The 17,295-nt window shown below is 62.0% G+C and carries 15 protein-coding genes; 12 read left to right on the forward strand and 3 right to left on the reverse strand.

Annotation, left to right across the window (positions count from 1 at the left end; all coding sequences use genetic code 11):
- Positions 1–62: 62 nt before the first annotated feature.
- The 3 genes from A39O_RS0112450 to A39O_RS38385 form a co-directional block, all read right to left on the reverse strand.
- Complete coding sequence (locus A39O_RS0112450; RefSeq protein WP_020504989.1) at positions 63–281, reverse strand: hypothetical protein; 219 nt, start codon at positions 279–281, stop codon at positions 63–65.
- Between the two features lie 922 nt (positions 282–1,203).
- On the reverse strand, positions 1,204–1,554 hold the full coding sequence (locus A39O_RS40730; RefSeq protein ID WP_026199366.1) for a type II toxin-antitoxin system VapC family toxin: 351 nt from the start codon (positions 1,552–1,554) through the stop codon (positions 1,204–1,206).
- A gap of 438 nt (positions 1,555–1,992) precedes the next feature.
- Positions 1,993–2,586: a hypothetical protein gene (locus A39O_RS38385; RefSeq protein ID WP_083924651.1), complete on the reverse strand. Its 594-nt coding sequence runs from the start codon at positions 2,584–2,586 to the stop codon at positions 1,993–1,995.
- A 1,449-nt stretch (positions 2,587–4,035) separates the two neighbouring features.
- On the opposite strand from A39O_RS38385, the gene A39O_RS0112465 reads away from it, so the two are divergent.
- The 12 genes from A39O_RS0112465 to A39O_RS0112525 form a co-directional block, all read left to right on the forward strand.
- Positions 4,036–4,956: a response regulator gene (locus A39O_RS0112465; protein WP_020504992.1), complete on the forward strand. Its 921-nt coding sequence runs from the start codon at positions 4,036–4,038 to the stop codon at positions 4,954–4,956.
- Positions 4,957–4,969: 13 nt separating this feature from the next.
- Positions 4,970–5,314 carry a circadian clock protein KaiB gene (kaiB, locus tag A39O_RS0112470; protein ID WP_020504993.1) on the forward strand — a complete coding sequence of 115 codons (345 nt, stop codon included), beginning with the start codon at positions 4,970–4,972 and terminating at the stop codon, positions 5,312–5,314.
- Entirely contained in the window at positions 5,307–6,845 is a 1,539-nt protein-coding gene (gene kaiC, locus A39O_RS0112475) for a circadian clock protein KaiC (RefSeq protein ID WP_026199368.1), read from the forward strand. Before kaiB ends, kaiC begins: the two co-directional genes overlap by 8 nt.
- Positions 6,846–7,487: 642 nt before the next feature.
- Entirely contained in the window at positions 7,488–8,543 is a 1,056-nt protein-coding gene (locus A39O_RS0112485; RefSeq protein ID WP_020504996.1) for a sulfate ABC transporter substrate-binding protein, read from the forward strand.
- Entirely contained in the window at positions 8,540–9,370 is an 831-nt protein-coding gene (gene cysT, locus A39O_RS33270; RefSeq protein ID WP_020504997.1) for a sulfate ABC transporter permease subunit CysT, read from the forward strand. Before A39O_RS0112485 ends, cysT begins: the two co-directional genes overlap by 4 nt.
- Positions 9,363–10,190: a sulfate ABC transporter permease gene (locus A39O_RS0112495; protein WP_020504998.1), complete on the forward strand. Its 828-nt coding sequence runs from the start codon at positions 9,363–9,365 to the stop codon at positions 10,188–10,190. Before cysT ends, A39O_RS0112495 begins: the two co-directional genes overlap by 8 nt.
- Positions 10,191–10,193: 3 nt before the next feature.
- Complete coding sequence (locus A39O_RS0112500; protein ID WP_020504999.1) at positions 10,194–11,258, forward strand: sulfate/molybdate ABC transporter ATP-binding protein; 1,065 nt, start codon at positions 10,194–10,196, stop codon at positions 11,256–11,258.
- An 87-nt stretch (positions 11,259–11,345) separates the two neighbouring features.
- A complete protein-coding gene (locus A39O_RS0112505; RefSeq protein ID WP_020505000.1) occupies positions 11,346–11,729 on the forward strand; it encodes a hypothetical protein in 384 nt (127 codons plus the stop codon).
- Between the two features lie 468 nt (positions 11,730–12,197).
- The gene (locus tag A39O_RS36545; protein WP_169338437.1) at positions 12,198–14,687 is read left to right on the forward strand and encodes a WD40/YVTN/BNR-like repeat-containing protein; all 2,490 of its coding nucleotides are present in this window, start codon (positions 12,198–12,200) and stop codon (positions 14,685–14,687) included.
- Positions 14,688–15,050: 363 nt separating this feature from the next.
- On the forward strand, positions 15,051–16,193 hold the full coding sequence (locus A39O_RS0112515; protein ID WP_157640029.1) for a PqqD family peptide modification chaperone: 1,143 nt from the start codon (positions 15,051–15,053) through the stop codon (positions 16,191–16,193).
- A gap of 7 nt (positions 16,194–16,200) precedes the next feature.
- Complete coding sequence (locus tag A39O_RS0112520; protein WP_020505003.1) at positions 16,201–17,118, forward strand: nucleotidyltransferase family protein; 918 nt, start codon at positions 16,201–16,203, stop codon at positions 17,116–17,118.
- Positions 17,119–17,149: 31 nt separating this feature from the next.
- Positions 17,150–17,295 (forward strand): transposase (locus A39O_RS0112525; RefSeq protein ID WP_020505004.1); only part of this gene is annotated, 146 nt, incomplete at its 3' end.

The following is a 17,295-nucleotide window of genomic DNA, read 5'->3' on the forward strand; positions in this document are numbered from 1 at the left end:
CGGCCGAATACCTATTGGCAAAGCTCGAAAGCATTTCCAGACGCTCCGAGTTGCTTTTGATATCACAGCTTATTCGGGTCCAATTCTGTTGTCATGCCTTGCTCTTCCTCCCGCAAAGCTTCGGCAGCCAACTGAGCCAAGACGTCTTCCGATTCCGAGAAAAGCTCATCCCATTTCTTTTCTAATTCGATCTCGTCAAGAAGCGATCGTTCTAGAATATTTTGCTTTAAGACGGGGAGCTTTGATGCGACATCAAAGGCTTTCTCAAGCAAGCTGGTCATGGCGCGCTTCCTCTTCTATCTTTACATCTATATGTTGAAAGTAACGAGAAAAGTGTGAGGGATGGGGTCATTAGGGATGGGGTCAGATCTTTCCTACTTGCCTGATCGGAGGCAAAAGTCAAGACCTGATCCCATCCCTCATTTATTGCGCAACGGCAGCAGGCCGAGCCCCTTCGATTATCCATTTTCCCGTCCGAAGTTGCTCGTTTAAGCAGGCTGAGCAAACGTTAATTTGCGTTCTATTAGGCACCGTCCAGACCGCGGTGATGGGGGCGGCCTCTTTAGCAACGCATACGCTCGTTTGCACGACGCAGGTCCCGAACATGACAACGCCGCTTGGTTCGACTTTCATACTCTTTCTCTCATCAGAATGATGGCGATGTAGCGGACCAAGCTAACCCGCGTATCAGTCGGTCTCTGGCATCCTCGACCAGGTCTTCACGGTCTCGTCGACCAAGGACTCGATACGAATAATGGGCCAGGCTCAATTAAATCCGGCAGGAGGAGGAGAAGAACCTAATTGAGCCTAGCCCCTTTTACCGTGGCCCCTTTTACCGAACAAACCGACGCAAAATCCCCTGATCGCGGCGGTGATGCGGCTCGTGGCTTAATTGAAAACAGGAAACTTCAGTGATTTAGTTGAGCCCCTTTTAACCGGATGGCGCTTCTACGAGCACTGCTAGCCGCCCCAGTAGCCGGTACGGTGACCAATGCCTCTTCATCGTCCGTCTGGCTTTCGGGTTAGGCCGCCTTAGGGGTAGAGAGAGGTTTACGTGGGGGTAGAGATACCAAAGCCTTCTTGGTTTGGCTCTGACGCTTAAGAATATCCTCAAAGATAGCGTCGGGGTCGTGATTGAACCTCTGCGCATATAGCTCTCGAAGCTCGCGCGTTTCTTTAACTATCGGGTCTTGCCACATAACATCAGCCCTCCATACCATGCACTGCCGCAACGGCAATGTGGTAAGAATCGATTTCCGCTTTAAGCGGTAACGCACCCCGGGCAATTAGCGCCTTACCAAGAATCCTAACTTCTTCCGTAGTTGTAAGTTCCGAGATGTCTTCTAGAGCGGTCATGCGGCGGCGGGCAGCGTCCGGATGACCGAGCCCCGCCTCAGCCAAAACAAATTCCGAAACGAACAGATCAAACATAGTGCGATGACTTTCCCACCACTCAACAGTTGCATTTTGGTTTGCCGCAACTCGAATGTCATTGCTCGGCCGCGATGTGAGATAGCTGACAATTGAGGTTTCCAAATAAACGGTTGGCTTCAAGAATCACCCCATTAATTTACTTTACTTGTCGCCCGATCTTAGCATTCCGGCGCTAAGCCTGAGGGCGCGCCTCGTTAATCAGACGATGGTCCAGCTTTTCTTTTCCAGAAAGGAAACCGTGGTCTGTCCCTTATTGTCCCTCTTATTGTCCCTCTTATTGTCCCTCTTATTGTCCCTTGGTCTGTCCCTTATTGTCCCTTCCTCCTTGTGTGATTAGCGCCCACGCCATTGTGCAGTATTCGATCTGAGTCTCGGTAAGGGCAGATGTATTTCGTGTTGGGAACATACTATCAAGCCAGACTTAGCAATACAGTACGAATAAGGCGAATAAGGGGCCAGGCTCAATTAAATCCGGCAGGAGGAGGAGGAGGAGGAGGAGGAGGAGAAGAATCTAATTGAGCCTGGTCCCTTTTACCCCGGAACTCACCGGAACTCTATTCATGCTTTGATTTCAACGCCGGCAGCCTTTATTAGCTGAAGCATTCGACCAATGTTGGTATTAGCAAGCGTCGTTGTCAATTTTGGCAAGACGGCAGCCAAGAGTTCTCGCATGTCGAGAACCTTTATTGGATTGCCGCCAAGTGCCGCACGAAAGGCAGAATTGGTTTCCCAGAGGGACTTATCGCCATGGATCTTCGTGACTGCTGTAATATAAGTGAACTGCCTTGTGCCTGTAACTTCCTCAAGTCGCTCAATAAACGCTGCCGACCACTTTGGACTTACAAGTTCTCTGAATGGCTTCCATCTCTCTCGTCCAGCGACTATTTTATTTTGGGCGATTGCTTCAATTTCAGCTTTAGGGTTGAACCCTCCTTGCCAACTCTTGCAACTTACGGCGACTACCTTGTCCAAACCTATTCGTAAAGGGTGGATCCCGACAACATCAATGTCACTGTGATTCGAGTCCGATTGCTTTACATAACCGTCATGGGTCTCGTTTGGCCGGAACTTTATGTTGTGCTGAACAAAGTAGCCCTCGTGAAGCAAGTACTCTTCCACAAGTTGCTCAAGTATGTCTTCCTTGGTAGACATGGCGCGGTGCGAATATTTGCGGTCTAACGTGCAGCCTAAAGCGGCGCGCGCCTCTGATGAGCTAGCGAATTAGCACGACGCCTGTGGCGCGCGCTCGCTTTTTGGCGTATGTTAGCGCTTTTCATGCTGAAGATAGGACATTAAGTCTTTCGCAATATTTGTGCATAACGTCGGCGTCCTGATTATCGAGGGATCGGGTACTGGAGCCGATTAGCCACGGAGCGGTCCATGGCATCCAACCGGTATCACATAGTCTGTCCGTCCAAGACAAGTCGGGCCAAATTGGATTAGGATGCAAATACTCGAGATAGCATTAGGATGCTAGTGCTCTACGTTGCGTTAGTAACGGTTCAATAACAAGGTGAACAGGTATTTTTTTCGCAAGCGACTGTTTTATCTAGCATGTGGTTAATTGATGCATATAACCTGTTCTTGAGCCGTCACTTAGGACGTTAGTGGTCTAGACTGCACCCGGTCTAGCACTCAAGTATCCTATCGCACCCGCACCGCGCCGCCAAGAGGGCGGCTCGCCGATTTGTGTCCACTCCCCGTACGTTACCCTCGATCATCGCTCCGACCACAACGGCTCTCATGGGATCGGGTCAGCTCGGTAAGCGGCGCCAAGGCGTTGATCATCGTTCCGGCGGCCTTGATCGTAATCCCGGCCAGCGGCGTGCGTCGTCAGGGCTTCCAGCCCTGACGGTGTCAGGCCAGGATGGCCTGACGACGCACCCGGCAAGCCCAAGTGACCTGAATCTTGATGTAGGCAATTCCGGCCAGTTTCCGCCGAGGCCCTGGGGCGGAAAGTTATCCACAGACGAACACCGATGTTTTTCTTCATCTGTGAACATCTGTGACATCTGTGGACAATTCCGAGCAGTCACTTTGGCCGAACCGGCGATCATGGCCCACGCCAAACACCCACTGGGCGCCGTGCAGTTCCTCCCCGACAGGATGGTGAATCGGCAAGCCGTTGATGTACCGATGCTGCGGTTCGTGCCTGACACTGGCGGCGGATTCTCCCGACCGCGGAGTCTGGAAAGAACGTGTCTCACGCCAAGGCGCCAAGCACGCCAAGCACGCCAAGAAGAGCGCAATCCTGCAGTGACCCCGTCACCCCGCGAGCGCCTCCGGTTTCGATAGCGCTTTGAAGAACCTTGGCGTCTTGGCGCCTTGGCGTGAGACATTCCGGATCTGAGCCAAGCCGGTGCGGCGGATACGCCCGTTTGAGCGCACTTCGCCACCAGTGTCCGTGCCTGACCGCATCGTACAGAACAATGCACGGCGCCCGGAGTCCTCATCGCAACCGCGCCCGTCAACGGCCTCACACTCTGTTCCACCGCTTCCGGTGTAGGCTGTTAGAATCCCTGACCCGGTCTCGGGTCACCTGCACCTCAGGCTGACCGAAAACGCCAAACACGACCGCCACCGACCCCGAGCCCTCCGTTCATGAGCGAACCCCAACCCGCGTCGACCGGCGTTCTTTCCGCCGCGGCGCCGACCGATCGCCGCCCGCGCGTGCTGGTCATCGTTGACCGGGCGGCAGGTACCGACACGCCGGTGCCGACCGCGGACGCGCTGAGCGCCGACGGGTTTCGGCTGGAACCGGCGCGCGGCCTGCCGGATGGGTTGACCGTGCTCGCTCAGGAACAGGTGGACTGCGTCTTGCTGGACCTGCCCGGTGTCGATGCCCAGGGGTACGAGGCCCTGGCCCGGCTGCGTACGCAGCGCCCGGACGTGCCGGTGGTGGTGCGCACACCCGACTCCGGCGAGGATCTCGGTCCGGCACTGATCGCGGCGGGTGCCGAGGATGCCGTGTGCCGCGGCGATGGCCAGGCGCTCGCGCGCGCCCTGCGCCACGCGATTGCCCGCCAGCGGGCGCGGCAGCGGACCGCGGCGGCGGAACTCGAGGTGCAGGGGGCGCGCGAACGGCGCGACGTGGGACGTCTGCTCGACCCGAACCGCCACCCCGGAGAGGCCGCGCGCATCTATGGTGCCGCAACCCTGCGCGAGACCGACCCGGACCTCTTCGATGAGATCGTCGGTGACTATGTGGAGCTGATCAAACATACGGCCGAGGGCCAGGTCTACCGCACCGAACCCGCAACGGTCCGCAGCGCCCGGCCACTGGCCGAACACCTGGGGTTCCTGGGGGCCGGCCCGCGCGATACCATCGAGATTCACACCGAAGCCCTGATCCGCCTGGACCGGGAACTCAGTACCGCCAACCAACGCCAGATTGCCCTCGAGGGACGTATCGTCGTCCTGGAACTTATGGGGTATCTCGTGAGCTACTATCGCCGTTATTATCTGAACAGCATGCCCCGCGCGCACGACTTGGGCGGCGCCGTCGAGCGTCAGCCGGACTAATACCGGACCGCGCATGACCAACCACACCGGACTCACCAGCACCATGTCAAGCACCATGGGTAAGTATCTCCTCAAGCTCTATATCACCGGGCGCACGCCGCAAGGGAACCGTGCCATCGCCAACCTGCAACGGATCTGCCAGGCCGAACTGGACGGGCAGTATGAGATGGAAGTCATCGACGTGATCGAGGACCCGCAGGCGGCGGAAGATGCCCGCATCATCGCCACACCCACCCTCATCAAGGCCCTGCCGCCACCGCTGCGACGCATCATCGGGGATCTGTCGAATAAGGAAAAAGTATTGATTGGATTAGATTTGTCGTCTCCTGGAGACGAGGAGGGGCACCGCCGTGGCTGAACCCGCACAGCGACCTTCGGTGACCAAGTCGCCGACCGGCATCGAAGGTTTCGACCATATCAGCCTGGGCGGCGTACCGACCGGACGCACCACCCTGGTGTCGGGTTCCGCCGGCAGCGCCAAGACCATCTTCGCCGCCCAGTTTTTGGCGGAGGGCATCCGCCAGTACGACCAGGCCGGGGTCTTCGTCACCTTCGAGGAGTCCGCCGCGGATATCCGCGCCAACGTGTCCTCGCTGGGTTGGGACGTGGCCGACTGGGAAGCGGCCGGCAAATGGGCCTTCGTCGACGCCGCTCCCCAACCAGGGGATGAGGTGGTCGTGAGCGGCGCCTTCGACCTGGGTGCCTTGGTGGTCCGGGTGGAGGCCGCGGTGCGGCGCACCGGGGCGGCACGCGTCGCGATCGACTCGCTGGGAGCGGTCTTTTCCCGCTTCGAGAACGAGGTGATCGTCCGCGCCGAGCTGTTCCGGCTGGCCTCGGCGCTGAAGGGTATGGGTGTCACCTCGGTGATGACCGCCGAGCGCACCAGCGAGTACGGTGAAATCAGCCGCCACGGGGTCGAGGAATTCGTCACCGATAACGTGGTGATCCTGCGCAACGTGCTGGAGGGCGAGAAACGCCGCCGCACGGTCGAGGTCCTCAAGTTCCGCGGCACCATCCATCAGAAAGGCGAATACCCGTTCACCATCATGCCGGATCAGGGGATCGTGGTGATCCCGCTGTCCGCCATCGAACTGGATCAGCGCTCCTCCTACACCCGCATCTCCTCCGGCAACGCGGAGTTGGATGCCATGTGCGGCGGCGGCTTCTTCCGCGATTCGGTGATCCTGGTCTCCGGGGCCACCGGCTGCGGCAAGACCCTGACCTCCACCGAGTTCATCGGCGGCGGCGTCGACAACGGCGAGCGTTCGCTGCTCATGGCCTTCGAGGAAAGCCGCGATCAGTTGAGCCGCAACGCCTCGGGCTGGGGCCGCGACTTCGACCGTTATGAACGCGAGGGTCTGCTCAAGGTGGTCGCGCTCTACCCCGAGTCCGCCGGGCTGGAGGACCATCTGATCCGCATCAAGCGGGAGATCGACTCGTTCAAGCCCAACCGGGTGGCGGTCGACAGCCTCTCCGCCCTGGAGCGGGTCAGCAGCATCAAGGGTTTCCGCGAGTTCGTCATCAGTTTGACGAGCTTCATCAAACATCAGGAGATCGCCGGGCTCTTCACCGCCACCACCAACAGTCTGATGGGCGGCGAGTCGGTGACCGAGACCCACATCTCCACCATCACCGACGCCATCATCCTGCTGCGTTATGTGGAAATGTTCGGTGAGATGAAACGCGGACTCACGGTGTTGAAGATGCGCGGCTCGGCCCACGACAAGGAGATCCGCGCCTTCACCATCGACGGCACTGGGATGCACATCGGCGCCGCCTTCCGCAACGTGACCGGCATCCTCGCCGGGCACCCGCGTCATGTGCCCTCCGCCGAAATCGAGCGGCTGGACCAGCTCTTCCGCCCGGAGGGGCCGCGCGGCAGGGACTGAACCTGGACCCTGAACCTGATATCCAGACAGACCCTTGGTTTAGGGGCGGGTTTGAAACCCGCCCCTACACTGCCTGCCCAATCTCAGAACCCGCAGACAACCAAGTGCCTGTCGGCGTTTTTCCAGGATATAACCTAGCGTTATGCTAAGTAATGACCATGTATTGAACATAGGATTCCTTGTAACTGCCTTGGTCTGCATCTATCCTCTGGTCCGTAGGAGAATGGGAAAGAAGAACGAACAGCTCGTGTCTTGACGATCGCGGCGCCGCCGCGGGATAGACCTCAAGACGCCACTATTCGAACTGATTTTGTCCATGACGATACCGTTCAAAAAACTCGACAGAGGTGATTGCCATGAGCGAACAACGCATCCGTTCCACGACCCGCTGGGCGATCTGGCTTGGAGTCGCAATCATGCTGGTGCCGCTGGTGCCCTACGCCTTGCGGGGCGGGGGCGCATGAACTAGCCGCACCGCCGAGGAGGTTGGAGAAGAATAGAAACGGGGCCTGACGGCCCCGTTTCATGTATTGAGGCCGGATTCCTGCGAAAATGGCGGGCGAACGGCGACGCGCGGGCAGGTGCCCGACCAGGCGGCGCCGCACTCGGATACCCCGACCCGATTCAGCTCAGGAATCAAGCATGCACCGCTCACGACGCTTATCTGCACTTGCCTCGCTGGCCCTCGCCGCCGCGACCCTGGTCTACGGTTGCGGAGACACGACGCCCGACGCCGGCACGGGCGCGCCGGTGCGCACCCTGACACTCGGCGCCTACACCACCCCGCGGGAGGCTTACGGCAAAGCGATCATCCCGGCCTTCCAGCGGTACTGGCACGCCAAGACCGGCGAGGACGTGCGCTTCGAGGAATCCTATCTCGGCAGCGGCGCCCAGGCCCGGGCCATCGTCGGCGGTTTCGAGGCGGATGTGGCCGCCTTATCGCTGGAGGCGGACGTGGAAACCATCGCCCGCGCCGGCCTGATCACGCGGGACTGGAAGGCCGGCCCCCACCAGGGGATGGTCACGCGCTCCATCGTCGTCATCGCCGTGCGAGCCGGCAACCCGCACGGCATTCGCGATTGGGATGATCTCGCCCGGCCGGGTCTGAACGTGCTCACCCCGAACGTGCGCACCAGCGGCGGCGCCATGTGGAACGTCTGCGCCATTTACGGCGCCGCACTGCGCGGCGGCACCGCGGCACCCAAAGGCGACCCGGCGGCGGCCGAGTCGCTCCTGGGCGGGGTCCTGCGCAACGTCAGCATCATGGATAAGGGGGCACGCGAGTCGATCGTCAGCTTCGAGAAAGGTCTGGGCGACGCGGCCATCACCTACGAAAACGAGGTCCTGGTCGGGCGTCAGGCCGGCCGGACCTATGATATGGTCGTCCCCCGCTCCACCATCCTGATCGAGAATCCCGCGGCGGTCATCGACACCTATGCGGACAAGCACGGTAACCGCGATCTGGCCGACGCCTTCGTCGCCTTCCTCACCAGCCCGGAGGCGCAACGGTTCTTCACCGACTTCGGGCTGCGTCCCGTGGAGGCCGGCGTGGCGGCGGAGATGAAAGACCGCTTCCCCGCGGTGACCGATCGCTTCAGCATCAGCGACTTGGGCGGCTGGCCGACGGTCACCCAGACCCTGTTCGCCACCGGCGGGGTCTATGACCGGGTGATGACCTCACTGCAGCCGCAACCGTGAGCCGACCCGCCCAGATCACCGGCGTCCAGCGCGGACGCCTGGCGCTGCGCTCCGGAGTCATGATCTATGTCGGGGTGCTGGTGGTCCTGCCGCTGGCCGCCCTGGTGCAGCATGGCCTGGCCGACGGCCTGCTGGGTCTGTGGCGCGCCGCCGTGACCCCGGTCGCCCTCCAGGCGCTGGAATTGACGCTCTGGACCGCCGCCCTGATGGCCGTCATCAACGCCGTCATGGGCACCCTCACCGCCTGGGCCCTGGTGCGCTACGAGTTCCCCGGCCGCGGCCTCCTGTCCGCGCTGGTGGACCTGCCTTTCGCCATCCCGACCCTGGTCACCGGCGTGATGCTGGTCATCCTGCTGGGACCCCAATCGCCCCTGGGCGGCTGGCTGGCGGCGCAGGGGATGCCGATCGCCTTCGCCCCACCCGCCATCGTGCTCGCCTTGCTCTTCATCACCGTGCCCTTTGTGGTGCGGGCGGTCGAACCGGTCCTGCTGGAACAGGACCCGGCCGAGGAGGAGGCCGCGCGCACCCTGGGCGCCGGAACCTGGACGGTGTTCCGGCGCATCCTGCTGCCGCCGATCCTCCCTGCCCTGCTCTCGGGCACCATCCGCTCCTTCGCCCGCGCTTTGGGCGAACTGGGGTCGGTGATCGTGGTCTCCGGCAACATCCCCTACCGCACCCTGACTGCCCCGATCTATATCTTCGGCGAGATCGAGAGCGGGCAGCCTCAGACCGCGGCGGCCGTTTCGGTGGTGCTGCTCGCGCTGGCGCTGGTGCTGGCCTTCGCCGCACGCGGTATCGAGCACGCGACCGGGGTACACAATGGCTAGGCGCGCGCGGACCCGTCAACTGACCGGCGCCCAACGACTCATCGTGCTGCTGGTCTTCGCCTACCTGGGGCTGATCCTGGTGCTGCCCCTGGGCGCCATGGTGATTCGCGCCCTTGAAGAAGGGCCCGGCATCTTGCTGCTGACCCTGACCGAGCCGGCAGCCCTCCAGGGACTGCTCCTGACCCTAATGGTGGCGGCCATCTGCGTGACGGCGAACGGCATCTTCGGGGTCGCCGGCGCCCTGGTGCTGACGCGCCACCGCTTTCTCGGACGACGCGTGCTGGACGCCCTGGTCGACCTGCCGCTGGCGGTCTCCCCGGTGATGACCGGACTCGCCTTCCTGCTGATCTTCGGGCGCGGCGGCTGGCTGGACGGCCCGCTCGACCTGCTGGGGCTCAAGGTGACCTTCGCCGTCCCCGGCCTGGTGCTGGCGACCCTGTTCGTGACCTTCCCCTTCACCTTGCGCGAGGTCGCTTATGTTCTGGAGGAACTGGGCACCAGCGAGGAGCAGGCAGCCATGACCCTCGGCGCCTCGCCCTGGCAGACCTTTTGGCTGGTCACCCTGCCCAACATCCGCTTCGGCCTGGGCTATGGGATCGTACTGACCCTGGCGCGGGCGCTGGGCGAGTTCGGGGCGGTACTGGTGGTCGGCGGTGCCATCTCCGGGCGCACCCAGACCGCGACCACCTTCATCTATAACGCCCTGGAAGAGCGCCAGGAGGCGGCGGCCTACGGCATGGCCCTGCTGCTGGCGGTCATCAGCGTCGCCCTGCTGGTGGCGATCGAGTGGCTGAAACGACGACGCGAACGAGGGGAATGAACCATGGGCATCCGCGTCGCGGGTCTGACCAAACACTTCGGCGAGTTTCTCGCCGTGGACAACGTGAGCCTGACGGTGGAGTCCGGCGAACTGGTCGCCTTCCTCGGCCCCTCGGGCGGCGGCAAAAGCACCATCCTGCGCATCATCGCCGGTCTGGAGACCGCCGACGCGGGAACCGTCTCCTTCAACGGACAGCCGGCCGATCACCTGCACCCGAGCGCCCGCGGCGTCGGCTTCGTCTTCCAGCACTATGCCCTGTTCCGCCACATGACGGTGGCGGCCAACATCGCCTTTGGTCTGCGGGTGCAAGGGGCGAGCCGCCGACGCCAGGCCGAGCGGGTGACCGAACTGCTGGAGCTGATGGGGCTTACAGGTCTGGGCCACCGCTACCCGAGCCAACTCTCAGGCGGCCAACGTCAGCGCGTCGCGCTCGCCCGCGCGCTGGCCCCCGAACCCAAGGTGCTGCTGCTCGACGAACCCTTCGGCGCGGTCGATGCCAAGGTGCGGGAGGAACTGCGACATTGGCTGCGCAAGCTCCACGATGAGGTCCATGTCACCTCGATCTTCGTCACCCACGATCAGGAAGAAGCCTTCTCGGTGGCCGATAAGGTGATGGTGATCCACCGCGGGCGGCTGGAGCAGTCGGGCACCCCGGATGAGATTCTGGATCATCCGCGCACCGAGTTCGTCGCCCGCTTCATCGGCGAGGCCAATGTGTTCGAGACCAGGGTGCAAGGCGGCGCGGGCCCGGTCGGCGCACTGCGCATCCCGGTGGAAGGGATCGCCGACGGCACCCCGGTCTGTCTCGTCGTGCGCTTCTATGATCTGAAGTTCTGGCGCGACGATCAGGGCTGTGCGCGCGTGGTGCGCATGACCACCCTGGGCGATCGGGTCAAGGTGGAGGCGCAGATCGACGGGGCCGGCCGGATCTTCTCCCAGTTCCCGCGCCGCAGCAGCCTGCTGCACGGGATCGAGCCGGGTTGCCGCATCCATATCGAAGTGACGCTGTCGCGAGCCTTCATGACCGGGACTGAGGACGGCGCGATCGAAACTGCTGCGGATTGCTGACCACGCTTCGAATCAGCGGAAAATGATCGTCGAATCTCGTAAGATGCTGGGACTCCTCTCAGCAAGCTTTCTGAAGGAACCGATCCCATGGGTTCTGTCGTCGCACTCTACGAAGCCCTGGCCAGTGCTCAGGACGAGCGGGCGCGCGCGCGGGTCATCGCCGAGGCCTTCGAGCGACTCGAAGAACGCTACCCGAACCTGCCGGAACTGGCCACCCAGGAGCATTTGCGCGAGGGCGAACTGCGGTTGCAGAAGGACATCGAACTGGTCCGCGCCGAACTGAAGGAAACTGAACTGCGGTTACAGAAGGAAATCGCGCAGGTGCGCGCGGACCTGACGGTCCAGATCGAGCAGTTGCGCGGGGAGGTCAGAACCGCCATCGAGCGCAGTCGCAACAGCCTGTTGTTGTGGCTCATCCCGCTGATGTTCGCCCAAGTCGGCGCCATCGCGGCTTTGGTGAAATTGCTGTAGGCCTGGCAGGGGATCAGCGCCGAATGGCCCTGACTGACCCGAGAGCCTGTCCGTCGCGATCCTCAATCGCGGCATCCAACCCGCGGAACGGACCGGCAAGCAGGCATTGATCACGGTTCCGGCCATGCGGCATCGTACAGCCGCGCCGCCGACACGCGACTGACGGCGGCCAGCCGAATCTGGAACCGCTGAACCGAGCTTGTTTGACTGGCGCGAAGTAGAATTTAGGTATAGTGTTAGTGGGGGTGTCTCCCGGAAATTGCCTCGGCTGTTCGTGCGGGGCGCTGGATGTCATCACGATCCTGCGATGCCTCGTCCGCCCTGGGTGATCCGCTTGGGCATGGCAGACATAAAGAATCAAGAGGCTACGGTGCCGCGATGTGCGCTGCTGGGCCGGGATTTTACTCGGGCGCCGCGGGGCTTGCGGTCGGCGCCGAGGCAACTGGTGTGGTGTGTTGGGAGGCGATGATGGGCACGGAAAGTTTGCGTGTAGTGCGGTTGGCGGTGCAGGGGCGGCCTAGAGAAGGCAGCGCAGGGAAGAAGGGGCTCCGGATCTCTCTCGCTCGTTTTGCGAAACGTGGCCTGAAACCTGTTGTTTTGCGATTTGGGCGGTATGCGACAGCCCTCGCGACGGGGTTGATGATGGTCATCTCATCATCTTCGATCCAAGCGACGGTCCTCTGCGACGGCTATACTGGCTTCAACCCTGATGGGACTGTGTTCGAAGGGCGCGGCGTTGCCTGGTCGGGGAGTTTACTCGTAGCGGTGGGTAGCGCGGGTGTGATCAAGACCAGCCCAGACGGTTATAGTCTCGATTGGACCGAGCAGACCTCCCCCACCACGAATCAGCTCAATGCCATAGTATGGTCGGGCACTCAATTCATCGCCGTGGGCGAAGCTGGCGCGGTGGTGACCAGCGACAAGAGCGCGACGAGTTGGAATCTCGCCACCATCGGTGACGGTAGCGTCGCTTTTTATGGAATCACCTGGGGAGGGGGCCAGTTTGTCGCGGTGGGTACCGGGGGCGCTATTTATACCAGTGCCGACGGTAGCAATTGGACTTCCCAGACCTCCGGCACGGCGCAAAACCTCTACGGCGTCACTCGTTCGACCGATAAATATGTCGCCGTTGGTACCGCCGGCACCATCCGCACTAGTGCGGACGGGGTCACCTGGACCGGCGTCACGTCCAATGCCACGACGCAACTGGAGGGGATCGCCTGGTCAGGCAGTTCGTTCGTGGTGGTAGGCCAAAATTACATAGCGAACAATTGTCCAGGCACCCCTACGACGACCCTCGCGTGCAACACCATTCTGACCAGCCCGGATGGCACCACTTGGACCCGTCGGCGCGTGACGAATCCGGTGCGAAACCTTCACGCGGTCACCTGGAGCGGCGGCAAATTCAATGTCGCGGCGGATGGCGGCGTCATTTTGAGTAGCGCCACCGGAGCATTACCTTGGACGTCCAGCTTACTGAGCGTGGGTGGTGAGCGCCTGCAAGGCGTCACCTGGACCGGATTCAACTTCGTGACCGTGGGCGCCACCAACCGGTTCGGCTACAACGACTGCCCCTGGGGCGATGGGATGTCGCTTGCCGCCGACCGGTGGACCCAGATCGGCCTGCCGGCCGCGCCAGAAAATTCATCCGTCTACGGTGTGTTCCAAACCAACCAGGCTCAACCTTACTCAGGCCTGGCGGACGCGAGCAACTACACCGTGCCCGCCGATGGGTCGGAGTCTACCTGGATCGTGCAAAAACGCGATGCAAGCACTGGCGCGTATGTCCCTTTAGCCGATACATCAGTACCGATGAACCAGACCGACGGCTATTGGATCAAGAGTTGGGGCGCCGGTTATGACGTCGCGCTCGACTATGCCATGGAGAGCGGCACCATCCCAGCCACGGCCACCCCCTTGGTCACGACGAATGCCAACTGCCCATCGACCGTCGGCTGCTACGAAATCGCCCTCACCGCCCCGGCCAGCGGCGCCGACCGCGCCAACCTGGTCAGCTTCCCGCTGCCCTATCCGGTCCTGTGGTCGGATGTGCGTTTCGAAGTCAACGGCGTCGCCTATACCCCCTCTGAGGCCCAGACCGCCGACTTCGCGCGCAAGACCTATTACATCTGGAATGGCACAAGCTACGCGAGCTTCGACGACTCCACCGCCGGCCTGATCGGCCAGTTACAACCCTGGCAGGGCATTTGGGTGATGGTCAAGCCGGGCGCCTCCGGCAAGAATCCCAAGCTTTTGATACCCGCCATTCCGAAGGTGAGTCAAGTTGCGCCGGCCTCCCAAAGCTGGATGGCTCAGGTCCTGGATTGGCTGATAGCGCCAGCCGCCGCCGCTTCTCAGATCCCCGCCGAGCCGCGGGTTCCGGCCGAGCCGGCGCCCGCCAAGGCAACAGCCCAGGCGGCGCAAGGATGGGCATTCGGTGCAACGGCAGCCCAAGGCTTAGAGGCCCGCTCGGCCAGCTTGGGTGCCGACGCCAGCGCGATTGACGAGGGTAGCAACTGGTATGTGCGGATCGTGGCTTTCGAGCCTGTTGAAAACATGCTTGACCGCAGTAATGTGTTTGGACAACTTGATGGCACCTCCATAGGCTACGATGATCACGATCTCTCCGCCATGGCCCCGATCGGGTCGCCCTATCTGGATCTGGTTTTTTCCCATACCGATTGGGGCGCCCAGTCAGGCATCTATAATTCCGATTATCGGCCTGTTGCCGCGGGCAATGGAGCGGATCAGTGGCGATTCCAGTTACGAAGCGATATTCCCCGCCAAGTGAGGCTGACCTGGGAAGGCCCCAAGGAAGTCCTCGATCGTTCCGTGCTCGTCAATGATCGTACCGGCCAGCAATTCTCCCTCAAAACGCCAAACATCCAGCTTTACGGCGTCTTGATCACGATGAAGAAGCCTACGGAGTCTTTCACCTGGCGATATCTGGGACGCTGATACGGTAAATTTATGCCCAGGCATCCTTCAGGTGCCTGGGCGGCTCTTCAAACATTACAGACTTACGACCAACATGAGCGAATCAAAGACTTCTCCAAGTCCCCCTTCGGCCCCTTCGGCATCCATGGTATCGCCTGAAGGCGACCCAGACCCTGGCCGACGTGCCGCATTGGGGAAACTGGCCCTGTGGACGCCGCCCGTCATGCTGACGCTGATGATGTCCAGTCGAGCCAGCGCGGAAAGTTGTGGTGATGACCCCCTGCCGCCGTGCCCGCCGACATGAGTCACATGAAATCCTGAGCTTTGTATTCCGCAGGTTCCGCGGACCACACCCTTCCTCGCCTTTGCGTGCTGAGTGCCCCGTTGGCGGGCGGTAGGGTGCTGGCCCGCCATGCGAGTGAACGCCTGTTCGTCCTCAACCCGCCCGCCGCCGCCCTCTGGGATCTCTACACTGGCGGGCTGGACCCGGAGGCCATTGCGGCTTTGCTGAGCCGACGGTATGGGCTGACTGAAAACGCCGCGCGCGCCCAGATCCAAAGTCTGGTTGACGCGTGGCGCCAAGCGGGATTGGTCGCCGACCGACAGCTTCCTCCGGCCCCTCCCGCGGCGGACGCCAACGGTTTTTTGGCAGGCGAGCGCCCTGCCTGCGAGCGGGCGTTCAGTCCGCCGCCACAGGCGGAACTGACGTTGGATGTCGCCGATCGACGGATCGGCCTGGATATCGATCTGGTTGCGGCGAAGCAGCCGCTTGCCACGCTCTTACACTCATTGCGCAGTGCCGCGGACGGCCCGCTCACCGATTACCTGCACCTGTCCGGCACCGCTGCGGATTGGTTACTCCGCGTCGATGGCGCGGCCCGCGCCAATGGCCGGGGTACGGATGCCGCCGTGGTGGGAACCCTCAGCGCACTGATCGACCTCGGCTGCCGCCCGCATGAGCGGCTGCTGGTCATCCATGGCGCCGGTCTGGCCCTGGAAGACGGCCGCGGCCTGTTGTTGATCGCCCCCGGCGGCTCCGGCAAGACCACCCTCGCCGCGGCGCTGAACGCCGGGGGGTTTGGGTTGTTGAGCGACGACGTGGTTCCGGTGACGCCGGACGGTGCGCTGGTGGGTCTGGGTATGCCGCTCTGCCTGAAGTCGGGGAGTTGGCCGGTGCTGGCGGCCTGCCGTCCGGAGTTGGCGGCGATCCCCGTGACATGGCGTCACGGTCAGGCCGTGCGCTTTCTGACCCCGCGCGGACCCCGGGTGGCCACCCCGCGTCCCCTAGGACTCATGCTGTTTCCCCGCTACGCGCCTGGCTCCGCCCCTCGCCTCGATGCCATGGATCCCGTGGCCGTGCTCCAAGGCGTGGTCGAGGCCGAGTCGGTGATCCGCGACCTGACCCAGGCCAAGCTCACGGCCATCACCCGCTGGGTGAGCGAGGCGCCCGCGTTTGCACTGACCTGTCCGGACCTGGAGAGCGGGCTCGAGCTGGTGCGGCAGGCCCTGACCAGGGTGCGACCATAATCCGATAATGAAGAGCGCAACGCCACTAGCGCACCTGCGTGCCTGTCTGGCGGTGGGTGATACCGCCAGTCCGACCTTGGTTGCCGCCATCACCGGTCGGCAAATCGATTGGCGACAGGTCTGCTGGCAAGCCGGCACGCACCTGGTGACCCCCAGTCTCGCCGGGGCGTTGCGGCGCAAGGCACTCATACATCTGCTGCCATGCGAGGCGCGAAGCTATCTGGATGAGATGCAGGCCCTGAATCAGAACCGCAGCCGGATGCTATGCACCGCGCTGGGGCAGATTGCCGACAGGCTAAACCGGATCGACATCGCGCCGCTCCTGCTCAAAGGCGCCAATGCGCTATTGCCGGATCAATACGACGGCGCCGAGGATCGGGTGATCGGCGACCTGGATCTCTTGGTGCCGGAAAACCGGATTGAGCCGGCGACGCAAGCCATACGGGATTTGGGCTATCGCCAAGTCGAACAGGACAACCTGCTGCCCGGGGAGGGCAAAGACAAGCACCATAGCTCCCCGCTGCTGCACCGATCACTACCCATCAAAGTGGAATTGCACCGCCGCATCCAGAGCGACCAGCGGGATGATGCACACCTGATGCGTGGCCTGGAATCAAAAAGAATCACGCTTCCCGATGGGCCGATGATCCAGACTCCGGACACCGAGACGCGTTTGCTGCATAACTTCTTGCACGCCCAGATCTCCGATCGCCAGCGTCGCCGTCGCCTTCTCAATCTCAGGCAGTTGTTGGAATTTGCCGCCCTGGCACAGTGGCAGGCCGAGACACTGGATTGGTCGGCCATGCGTCAGCGCCTGCGGCCAAGTCGCCGCCAGGCGTTTGCGGAGTATCTTGCGCAGGCGGAGTGTTGGCTTGGCCTGGCCTACCCGGCTATAGTGGACCCTGAAAACCGGACAGTAATTTAAGCTCGCGTCGAACCAAAAGGGGCATATCATAATGGGCGAAGCGAAGCGCAAGACGTACACGGCATCCTTCAAGGCCAAAGTCGGCCTGGAGGCGATCCGCGGGGTCAAAACGACGAACGAGATCGGACAGGAGCATGGAGTCCATCCGGTCCAGGTGGGGCAGTGGAAAAAGGAGAT

It is taken from the genome of Lamprocystis purpurea DSM 4197 (genome assembly GCF_000379525.1).
In the GTDB taxonomy this organism is placed as follows: domain Bacteria; phylum Pseudomonadota; class Gammaproteobacteria; order Chromatiales; family Chromatiaceae; genus Thiodictyon; species Thiodictyon purpureum.